At 71.6% G+C, this 10,294-nt stretch carries 9 protein-coding genes and 1 tRNA gene; 6 read left to right on the forward strand and 4 right to left on the reverse strand.

Annotation, left to right across the window (positions count from 1 at the left end):
- The first annotated feature begins 24 nt into the window (after positions 1–24).
- A complete protein-coding gene (locus SM793_RS32585) occupies positions 25–639 on the forward strand; it encodes a TetR/AcrR family transcriptional regulator (protein WP_320441936.1) in 615 nt (204 codons plus the stop codon).
- Positions 640–915: 276 nt separating this feature from the next.
- Here the strand turns inward: SM793_RS32585 and SM793_RS32590 are convergent.
- A tRNA-Arg gene (locus SM793_RS32590) sits at positions 916–991 on the reverse strand.
- Between the two features lie 643 nt (positions 992–1,634).
- Between SM793_RS32590 and SM793_RS32595 the strand changes: the two genes are divergently transcribed.
- From SM793_RS32595 to SM793_RS32615, 5 genes are all read left to right on the forward strand, one after another.
- Entirely contained in the window at positions 1,635–2,150 is a 516-nt protein-coding gene (locus tag SM793_RS32595) for a single-stranded DNA-binding protein (protein WP_320441937.1), read from the forward strand.
- Between the two features lie 360 nt (positions 2,151–2,510).
- The gene (locus SM793_RS32600) at positions 2,511–4,007 is read left to right on the forward strand and encodes a Cys-Gln thioester bond-forming surface protein (protein WP_320441938.1); all 1,497 of its coding nucleotides are present in this window, start codon (positions 2,511–2,513) and stop codon (positions 4,005–4,007) included.
- A gap of 335 nt (positions 4,008–4,342) precedes the next feature.
- A complete protein-coding gene (gene ettA / locus SM793_RS32605) occupies positions 4,343–6,007 on the forward strand; it encodes an energy-dependent translational throttle protein EttA (protein ID WP_320441939.1) in 1,665 nt (554 codons plus the stop codon).
- A 114-nt stretch (positions 6,008–6,121) separates the two neighbouring features.
- Positions 6,122–6,562, forward strand: a complete 441-nt coding sequence (locus SM793_RS32610) for an acyl-CoA thioesterase (RefSeq protein WP_093860191.1) — start codon at positions 6,122–6,124, stop codon at positions 6,560–6,562.
- Between the two features lie 159 nt (positions 6,563–6,721).
- Positions 6,722–7,420 carry a hypothetical protein gene (locus tag SM793_RS32615; protein WP_320441940.1) on the forward strand — a complete coding sequence of 233 codons (699 nt, stop codon included), beginning with the start codon at positions 6,722–6,724 and terminating at the stop codon, positions 7,418–7,420.
- A gap of 108 nt (positions 7,421–7,528) precedes the next feature.
- Here SM793_RS32615 and SM793_RS32620 read toward each other — a convergent pair whose 3' ends face one another.
- The 3 genes from SM793_RS32620 to SM793_RS32630 all read right to left on the reverse strand — a co-directional run bounded on the left by SM793_RS32620 (position 7,529) and on the right by SM793_RS32630 (position 10,093).
- Positions 7,529–7,933 (reverse strand): globin, encoded by a 405-nt coding sequence (locus tag SM793_RS32620; protein ID WP_320441941.1) that lies wholly within the window; start codon positions 7,931–7,933, stop codon positions 7,529–7,531.
- 103 nt (positions 7,934–8,036) lie between these two features.
- Positions 8,037–9,179 carry an ABC transporter permease gene (locus tag SM793_RS32625; RefSeq protein WP_320441942.1) on the reverse strand — a complete coding sequence of 381 codons (1,143 nt, stop codon included), beginning with the start codon at positions 9,177–9,179 and terminating at the stop codon, positions 8,037–8,039.
- Positions 9,176–10,093: an ABC transporter ATP-binding protein gene (locus SM793_RS32630; RefSeq protein WP_320441943.1), complete on the reverse strand. Its 918-nt coding sequence runs from the start codon at positions 10,091–10,093 to the stop codon at positions 9,176–9,178. Before SM793_RS32630 ends, SM793_RS32625 begins: the two co-directional genes overlap by 4 nt.
- Between the last annotated feature and the right edge of the window lie 201 nt (positions 10,094–10,294).

The following is a 10,294-nucleotide window of genomic DNA, read 5'->3' on the forward strand; positions in this document are numbered from 1 at the left end:
ACGTTTGGTACGTAGGATAACCCCATGACGCCAGCCCGTGGAGATCACGAAGCCCGCCGGACCGAAGTCTCGGAGGCGGTGTGGCGGGTGTTGTCGACCCGGGGTTTCGAGGCGCTGACGCTGCGTGCGGTGGCCGCCGAGATGGGCGCCACCACCGGGCTGCTGACGCACTACTTCCCCAGCAAGAAGGCGCTGCTCGCGCATGCGCTGGAGCTGCTGGACCGGCGTTCGCAGGAGCGGCCGCGGCGGTTGGTGCCGACGGACGGCGGGCCGCCGCCGGCGGCGGGGCTGGCCCGGCTGCGGGCGGCGCTGCTGGACATCCTGCCGCTGGACGGGGCAGGCCGGGCGGGCAACCGGATCTGGGTCGGCTCCTGGGACGTGGCGCTGGCCGATCCGGAACTGGCCGAGGCGCACGCGGCGCGGTACGCGCGTTCGCGGCGGGTGCTGGCGGAGTGCGTGGCGGACGCGCAGCGGCTGGGGGAGCTGCCGGCCGGGCCCGGGGCGGACGGGCTCGCGGCGGGTGCGCTGAGCTTCGCGCTGGGACTGGTGGTGCAGGCATTGTTCGCCCCGGGGGAGTTCCCGCCAGAGCGGCAGGTGGAACTGCTGGACGCCTATCTGGCGGGACTGGCCGCGAGCTGACGGCGGGCCGGCGGCGGCGGGTGTTCCGCGCAGGTGCCGCCCGGTGTTCCGCACCGGTGCCGGCGGGCGTTCGGCGTCGGTGCCGCCGGGCGTTCCGGGTCGGCCTTTACGGCACCGGAATTCCCCCGCGGGGACTTTTCGGAGAGTGCATGACACGCATGGTCACGGGTTATGCGCGCTGGGTGCCGGAGGGCGGTCGGCCGCTCGCCGGGGCGTCCGCAATTGACCGGTACGGGTAATACGCGAACTGCCGCCGGGACGGCGTCGCGAGGTGCGTGGCGCCCCCAGCAGGATTCGAACCTGCGACCTACCGCTTAGAAGGCGGGTGCTCTATCCGCTGAGCTATGGGGGCGGGACGGGCGGCGCCCGCGAGGGCGTGACCGTTGCCGGGATCGGGCGGCGGGCGCGCGGCGCCCGCTGCCCGTCCCCGTACCCGGGGATGGGGTGTGGGGGTGGCGGGTCCCTGCCCTGTCAGGGGACAGGATAAGGGTGCCCCGTTCCTCGGTCGGGTCTTACGACACCGCCGTTGGTGTGTCGACCTCGGTGGAGCGGTCCGATAATCGCAGGTGAACGCCGTGCGTGCAGCGGTCTGGCAGTCTTCGGCGCCGGACGTTGTGCACTCGTTACGGGGCTGTCTGCCCACCCGTTATGGATTCGGCACGGAGAAAGCGCCGTGGCCGGGGGTGCACCGACGCGGGTGGGGGACCGTATTCGGGTTCCTTCGGTCGGATGACGTGCGTGGACGGTCGGCACGGCCACCCCTGGGGGTGTCCGGGGCCGTGTGACGGTCCTCGTTTGTTGTCATGGCCGCGCAGAACGGTGGTGTGGCGGTCGTACAAAGGCCGAAATTCACCCCTGCGGGCGACGGTGGTTTTCCACAGGCCCGATTTGTCCACAGGATTCCCGAAAGCTGCTGCGCGGATTTCCCGCGAAGCGCACTCTCCGGGTGTGCCGGTCGATTCCGTACGGTGCAACAGGGAGAACGGAGTGTGGCTTTGAACGGTACGCAGGTGACGGTGATCGGGAATGTCGCCACGGAGGTGACGTACGCCCTGACCCCCGGCGGGGTGCCGGTGGCGAACTTCCGGCTGGCCTCGACCGAGCGGCGCTTCGACCGGGCGCGGGAGGCCTGGGTCGACGGTGAGACGCAGTGGCTGACGGTGACGGCGTGGCGGTCGCTGGCGGGCCATCTCGTCGACTCGCTGGCGAAGGGCGACCCGGTGGTGGTGAGCGGGCGGCTGAGGGTGCGGGAGTGGGCCGAGGGAGAGGCGAAGCGCAGTCGGGTCGAGATCGACGCCCGCTCGGTCGGACACGATCTGAGCCGCGGTACGGCCAGGTTCAGTTGGGCGCCGGGGGGCCGGGGCGGGGCGCCGGAGGAGGCGGGCGGCGGCGCCGGGCCGGCCTTCGGCGAGGCGGTGCCCGGGTGGATCGTGGACGCCCTGCGGGGGCGGCGGGCGGTGGAGGGCGGCGACGACCCGGCGCCCGTGGGGGAAAGCGGAGGTGAACCGTAGCGGCCCGGCAGGTGTCCGACGGGTCGTCGGACTGTCGACAAATACGTGAATCGAGACGGTCGTTGCGCCCGTGGGCGCAATCCTGTTCCGGTTAGCGGAATGATCCGGTAATTCTGGCTACCCGTCAGCTTGTGTGGATAGTGGGAGGGTTGATAACGATCCAGATACGGAATCGTCCTAATTTCGCATAGGGGTTTCCGGGCCCGTGGGGCTCCATAGGATTCGTCAGGTTCACATCGTGAAGCGGCGCCACAGGGGGCGCGGCAAGCAAGGCGGGCTGCCCACCGGCATGGCCCGGCCCGAAGGGATCCCAAGATGTTCCAGAGGCAGGGGCGGGCGATTCCCCGCATAACCACTGTCATGCTCGCGACCAGCACCGCGCTGGCCGGGGGCCTGTTCGCGGCCGGTGCGGCGGCTGCGGCCGACGAGCCGGGCGGCGGTGTCACGGCAGTGGTCCAGCCGACCCTGATGAGCGAGGAGATCGCCATCGAGGGGAGCCACTCGATCCAGGGCGGGCTCTTCACCCTCAAGACGGCCGACGGCGAGATCAAGACGTACTGCATCGACATCGACCACCCGGTCGACATCACCAAGGCCATCGAGTACCGCGAGTCCGACTGGAAGTCGAGCTCGCTCGGCCGCCCGGAGAAGGCCCAGGACGCCTCCAAGATCCGCTGGATCCTGGAGAACTCCTACCCGCAGGTGACGGACCTCAAGAAGCTGGCCACCGACGCCGGCGTCAAGGGCGAGCTCACCAAGGAGGACGCCGCCGCCGGCACCCAGGCCGCGATCTGGAAGTTCTCCGACGGCAAGAACGCCGTCCCGGTCGACGCCGAGGCCAAGCAGCTCCGCGACTACCTGGTCAGCGAGAAGAACAAGGGCATCGCCGCCGAGCCCAAGCCCTCGCTGAGCCTCACCCCGGACTCGGTGTCGGGCAAGCCGGGCACCAAGCTCGGCCCGTTCACCCTCAACTCCAGCGCCAACGAGGTGAAGCTGGCGCTCGCCGGCGACGCCGCCGACAAGGTCAAGCTGGTCGACAAGGACAACAAGCCGGTCTCCGACCTGGCCGGTCCGATCGCCAAGGACACCCAGCTGTGGCTGGACGTCCCGGCCGGCACCCCGGACGGCACCGCGAGCATCAACGCCAACGCGGAGACGGTCGTGCCCAGCGGCCGCGTGTTCCTCAGCAAGGGCTACACCCCGGAGAAGCACAGCCAGACCATGATCCTGGCGGGCTCCACCAAGCTCGCCGTCAAGGACGCCGCCAAGGCGACCTGGAAGGCCGCCAAGGGCCCGCTGGTCGACAGCAGCGCCGTGGTCGAGTGCGTGGCCAACGGCGTCAAGGTCTCCGTCGCCAACGGCGGCGACGAGGCCGCGACCGTCTCGGTGAAGCCGGGCAAGGACATCACCGTCCAGCCGGGCAAGATCGAGACCGTGGTCGTCCCGGTCGCCGAGGACACGGCCTACGACATCACGGTCACCGGCCCGAACGGCTTCAGCAAGAACTTCAAGGGCATCCTGGACTGCAAGAACACCAGTGTGACCACGCCGACCCCGACCCCGACCCCGTCGGCGACCACCCCGAGCACCAAGCCGTCGACCCCGGCGCCGACCACCGCGGCCCCGACCTCCGCGGCCCCGGTCGTCACCCCGAGCGCGACCCCGTCCGCCTCGGCCACCACCACGGCCGCCCACCCGGCGCCGACCAGCACCGCCCCCGGCACCACCGGCGGTCTGGCCCAGACCGGTGGTAGCGACGCCACCCCGGTCATCGCCGCCGTCGCCGGCGGTCTGGTCGTGGCCGGCGGTGCCGCGGTCTTCCTGCTGCGCCGTCGCCGCCAGGGCAACGCCGCCTGAGGCACCGGCCGGAGGCCGATCCGGTAGGACCCGGGCACTGACCCGGGAGTACCGGGCGCCGAACCGCCCGTAACGGCCCGGCTCCCCGCACCACGTGTGCGGGGAGCCGGGCCGTCGCGCGTCCGGACCGCACCGGGGCGGCACCGTCGCGCGTCCGGACCGCACCGTTACGCGTCCGGAGCGAGGCAGGGCGGCCCGGGGCGGCGCGGAACGGTGCGGGCCGCCGGGGGCGGGCGGCCGTCGAGGGGGAGCAGCCGTTCGGGGCTCCGGTTCCGGTGCGGCACAATGGAAGGCTGCAAGCCGAATATCTCCCGACGACGCCGGAGCGATCTCACGTGGCGGAATACATCTACACGATGCGCAAGGTGCGCAAGGCGCACGGCGACAAGGTCATCCTTGACGACGTGACGCTCAGCTTCCTTCCCGGGGCGAAGATCGGCGTCGTGGGCCCCAACGGTGCCGGTAAGTCCACCGTGCTGAAGATGATGGCCGGCCTGGAGCACCCCTCCAACGGCGACGCCTTCCTCTCGCCCGGGTTCACCGTCGGCATGCTGCTCCAGGAGCCGCCGCTCGACGAGTCCAAGACCGTCCTGGAGAACGTCGAGGACGGCGTCAAGGAGATCAAGGGGAAGCTCAACCGCTTCAACGAGATCGCCGAGCTGATGGCGACCGACTACTCGGACGCCCTGCTGGACGAGATGGGCAAGCTCCAGGAGGACCTCGACCACGCCGAGGCCTGGGACCTGGACGCCCAGCTGGAGCAGGCCATGGACGCCCTGGGCTGCCCGCCCGGCGACTGGCCGGTCACCAAGCTCTCGGGCGGCGAGAAGCGCCGGGTCGCGCTCTGCAAGCTGCTGCTCGAGGCCCCCGACCTGCTGCTGCTCGACGAGCCCACCAACCACCTGGACGCCGAGTCGGTGAACTGGCTGGAGCAGCACCTCGAGAAGTACAAGGGCACCGTCGTCGCCGTCACCCACGACCGGTACTTCCTGGACAACGTCGCCGAGTGGATCCTCGAGCTCGACCGCGGCCGCGCCTACCCGTACGAGGGCAACTACTCCACGTACCTGGAGACCAAGCAGTCCCGGCTCAAGGTCGAGGGCCAGAAGGACGCCAAGCGCGCCAAGCGGCTCAGGGAAGAGCTGGAGTGGGTCCGCTCCAACGCCAAGGGCCGCCAGGCCAAGTCGAAGGCGCGTCTGGCCCGCTACGAGGAGATGGCGGCCGAGGCCGACAAGATGCGGAAGCTGGACTTCGAGGAGATCCAGATCCCGCCGGGCCCGCGTCTGGGCAGCGTCGTCATCGAGGTCGAGAACCTCAACAAGGCCTTCGGCGAGAAGGTCCTGATCGATGACCTCAGCTTCACCCTGCCGCGCAACGGCATCGTCGGCATCATCGGCCCGAACGGCGCCGGCAAGACCACCCTGTTCAAGATGCTCCTGGACCTGGAGACCCCGGACAGCGGCTCGGTCAAGGTCGGCGACACGGTCAAGATCAGCTACGTCGACCAGTCGCGCGCCAACATCGACGCGAAGAAGACCCTCTGGGAGGTCGTGTCCGACGGTCTGGACTGGATCAACGTCGGCCAGGTCGAGATGCCGTCCCGCGCCTACGTCTCGGCGTTCGGCTTCAAGGGCCCGGACCAGCAGAAGCCGGCCGGCGTGCTCTCCGGCGGTGAGCGCAACCGCCTCAACCTGGCGCTCACCCTCAAGCAGGGCGGCAACCTGCTGCTCCTCGACGAGCCCACCAACGACCTCGACGTCGAGACCCTCTCCTCGCTGGAGAACGCGCTGCTGGAGTTCCCCGGCTGCGCCGTGGTCATCTCGCACGACCGCTGGTTCCTGGACCGGGTCGCCACCCACATCCTCGCCTACGAGGGCGAGAGCAAGTGGTTCTGGTTCGAGGGCAACTTCGACTCGTACGAGAAGAACAAGGTCGAGCGGCTGGGCTCCGACGCGGCCCGTCCGCACCGGGCCACCTACAAGAAGCTGACCCGCGGCTGACAGTCAGCCATGACGACGGCCCGGCAGATCCGCCCCACCGGGGGTGGGCCTGCCGGGCCGCGGCCCGACCGGCACCCGAACGCCGGCGGGCACCGGACGTCTAGGAGAACACCCGTGTCACGCCACATCTACGCCTGCCCGCTGCGCTGGTCCGACATGGACGCCTTCGGGCACGTCAACAACGTGGTCTTCCTGCGCTACCTGGAGGAGGCCCGGATCGACTTCATGTTCACCCAGGCCGCCGAGGCCGGCGCCGGCGAGTTCGCGGGCGGTTCGGTGGTGGCGCGCCACGAGATCGACTACAAGCGCCCGCTGGTGCACCGGCCCGAGCCGGTCACGATCGAGACCTGGGTGACCCGGATCGGCGGCGCCTCGCTGACGGTCTCCTACGAGATCAAGGACACCGCCGACGACGGCACCGAGACGGTCTACGTCCGGGCCTCGACCGTGGTCGTCCCCTACGACCTGGCCGAGGGCCGGCCGCGCCGGATAAGCCCGGTGGAGCGGGAGTTCCTGTCGCGGTTCGTGGACGAGGAGCCGGCCGTCGCGGTCTGACCGCACCCGGCCGACCGCACCCCTGCCCGTACCCGCCCGTACCCGCCGCCCGCCCGTACCCGCCGCCCGACCGTCCCGCCCGCCCGACCGTCCCGCCCGCCCGATGCCCCGCCCGCCCGATGCCCCGCCCGCCCGATGCCCCGGATGTGAGCCGCAGCGTTGAACAGCACCGCCACCCTCGCCCTCGCCGACGCCGGGGAGGCCGCCGACCTGGCCGCCTTCCTGGTCCGACTGCTGCGCTTCGACCGGGCGGCGGCGGTCCGGTCGCAGGGCGTCCCGCAACCGGACGGCAGCGGCGTGCTGGCCGTCTTCGGGCGGCTGCCGCTGGGTGGCTCCGGTGTGCTGGCGGTGCGCACCGCCAGGCTGGCCGGGCTCGACGGGCCGGTCGACCTGACCGTCTCGGCCGGGCAGCTGCTGGACGGTGTCGACACCGGGGCGAACACCCTCGCCCTGCCGGGACCGGTCACCGGCCCGGCCTGGGCCGGGCTGCTGCCGCCGCGCACCGGCTGGCGGCCGGTCGGCGACCCGCCCGCGGCCCAGGTGTACGGCGAAGTGATGGCCGCCGTACGGGAGTTCCGTGAGCGCAGCGAGGCCGTCCCGGAGCACCACCGGACCCGGCCGGTGCTCGACGCGCTGGCCGACGAGATCTGGTCCCGCCCGGTCACCGCACTGCCCGAACTGCCGCTGCGCGCCGCCCACGCGGCCCGGGTGATCGGTTTCCTGGACCCGGTGGCGCCACTCACCGTGCACCGGGCGGGCGGCTGGCTGCGGCTCTCCGCCCCGGCGGGCTCGGTGGCCCTCCGCACCGCGGCGGCGCCCGGCGCGGGCCTGGGCCTCAGCCCGGTCCGCCCTTCGTAGTCGCCGCCCTTCGAGGTCGCCGCGGCCGGGGTGCGGGTCCGGTGCGGGTCCGACGTCCTCGTCAGCCCGTTGTGGTCGCCGCCGTCGGGCGCCGGTCCGAGGCCCTGGTCAGCCCTCGGTGTTGATCATCGAGGCGGCGGCGTAGGTGAGGTAGTCCCAGAGCTGCTGCTCGGCCTCCGCCGGCAGTCCCAGCTCGTCCACGGCCACCCGCATGTGCCTCAGCCAGGCGTCGTGCGCCGCGCGGTCCACCTTGAACGGCACGTGCCGCATCCGCAGCCGGGGGTGGCCGCGCTGCTCGCTGTACGTGCGCGGGCCGCCCCAGTACTGCATGAGGAAGAGCGCGAACCGCTCCTCGGCCGGGCCGAGGTCCTCCTCGGGGTACATCGGCCGGAGCAACTCGTCCCCCGCGACGCCCTGGTAGAACCGGTGGACCAGCCGCCGGAAGGTCGGTTCGCCACCGACCTGCTCGAAGAAGGTCTCCTCGCTGAGCGTGCCACGCCGGATCTCGTTCACCGAACCATGGTCGCAGACGGCGGCGGGGCCGTACACCGGGACCTGGGGACCAGGACCCGAGGCGTACGACCCCGCACGGGCCGGCCGGGGGAGGGGCGGGCGGTCAGTCCTCCCAGCGGAAGAGCTTCCAGGAGATACCGGTCAGCACGGCCGCGAACAGCAGCAGGCCGCCCATCGTCGGCAGCGCGTCCATCACGCCGCCGCCCCGGGAGAGCACCGACTGCGAGGCGTTCACCAGGTGGCGCAGCGGCAGCGCCTCGGAGATCGCCTTGAGCCAGCCCGGCATGTCGTCGGTGGGGAAGAACGAGCCGGACAGGAACGACATCGGCAGCACGATGATCTGCGAGATGCCGTTCGCCGCCTCCTCGGTCTTGGCGAGCGAACCGGCCAGCAGGCCGATGGACATGAAGGCGACGGTCGCGCACACCACCAGCGGGACGATCAGCCACCAGTCGCCGGTGAGCTTGAGTCCGAAGAACGGCGTGGTCGCGACCACCAGGAAGACGGCCGTCTGGGTCAGCGCGGTGAGGACGGAGACCGCGACCCGGGAGGAGATGACCGACCCGGCGCTCACCGGGGCGAGCCGCAGCCGGCGCAGCACCTTCTTCTGCCGCCAGCCGACCAGGGTCAGCGCGGCGCCGAACACCGCGCCGGTGGCCACCGCCCAGCCGAGCAGGCCGGGGGTGAGGAACTGGATCGGCTTGAGCGACCCGTCCTCGACCTGGCTGCTCTCCATGACGAAGGCCGGGGGCCTGCCGGTGGCGGCCTGGTTGGCCTGCTGGACCACGGAGTTGACGATGCCCTGGACGGAGCCGGAGCGGACCTGGTCGGCGGCGCTGTAGCGGACCACCACCCTGCCGTCCGGGCCCTCCTTGATCATGGCGTCGAGGTCGCCCTTGCGGACCTTCTCCAGGGCGGCGGCCTCGTCGTCGCCCTTGGTGATGGTCAGCACCTGCTCCAGGCCGCTCCGGGCCTCGCCCTGGACGGAGTCCAGCACCCGGACGGCGCCGACCTGTTCGACCTTGGCATGGGGGCTGGAGGCGCCCTTGAGCAGGGTGCCGAACAGCATCAGGAACATCAGCGGGAACAGCAGCACGAAGAACAGGGCGCTGCGGTCGCGGAGGAAGGCGACGATCATGACCCGGGAGAGGCTGGCGAAGGCGGAGACCCGCTCGCGCTCGGCCGGGGGAGTGCTGTCCGGTGCGGGGGCCTGCGCGGGCGCGGCCGTGGTGGGCTCGGCGGTCATGCGCGGTACTCCCGTCCGGTGAGCTGGAGGAAGACGTCCTCCAGGGTGGCGCCGCGGACTTCCAGGCCCCGGAGCGCGCCCCGGTCGGCCAGTACGGAGAGCACCGGCGCGGGCAGGCGGGTGGAGACCGAGAGCGAGACGCCGTCGTCCTCCAGCGAGGTGGTCTCCGTCCCGGCGGCGGTGAGCAGTTCGCGCGCGGTCTCGATGGGCAGCTGCCCGGACTCCACGCTGATCCGGACGGTGTCGTCGATCTCGCGGATGAGCGCGGCGGGAGCCCCGGTCCGCAGGATCCGGCCGCGGTCCATCACCGAGACGCGGTCGCAGAGCACCTCGGCCTCGTCCAGGTAGTGGGTGGTCAGGACGACGGTGCGGCCCTCGGCGTTGATGTCGCGCAGCAGGTCCCAGAGGTTGCGGCGGGCCTGCGGGTCGAGGCCGGTGGTGGGCTCGTCGAGGAAGACCAGCTCCGGTCCGTGGACCAGGGCGCAGGCGATCGAGAGCCGCTGGGCCTGGCCGCCGGACATCTTGTCGGTCATCACCCCGGCCGACTCGGTCAGGCCGACCCGCTCCAGCATCGCGTCCGCGCGCTTGGGCCCGACGCCGTAGAAGGAGCCGAAGGTGCGGATGGTCTCCCGGGCGGTGAGCCGGTTGAAGAAGGCGGAAGCCTGGAACTGGACGCCGATGCGCCGCAGCAGCTTGGGGTTGCGCGGCCAGGGCGCCAGGCCCAGCAGCTCGATCCGGCCCTCGTCGGGCTTGCGGATCCCCTCCAGGATTTCCAGTGTGGTGGTCTTCCCGGCGCCGTTCGGGCCCAGGATTCCGTAGAATTCGCCGGCTTCGACGGTGAGTGACACCCCGTCGACGGCTTGTACGTCCCCGTACCGCTGACGGATACCGTCGGCGGATATTGCAGCAGTCATATCGACTGAGCGTAGGGCTGCGAGGTCACCACGGGGAGATGTCGAAGCATCATTTGATGATCATTTTTACAAGGTGTCGCTGAGCCGTGACCCCGGGACCCTATGACCCCGGTGCGGCCGGGGGGGGGGGGGGGGGCCCGGGGCCCCCCCCCCCCCCCCCCCCCCCCCCCCCCCCCCCCCCCCCCCCCCCCCCCCCCCCCG

The sequence above is a fragment of the Kitasatospora purpeofusca genome, from assembly GCF_034043715.1.
Lineage (GTDB): Bacteria > Actinomycetota > Actinomycetes > Streptomycetales > Streptomycetaceae > Kitasatospora > Kitasatospora purpeofusca_A.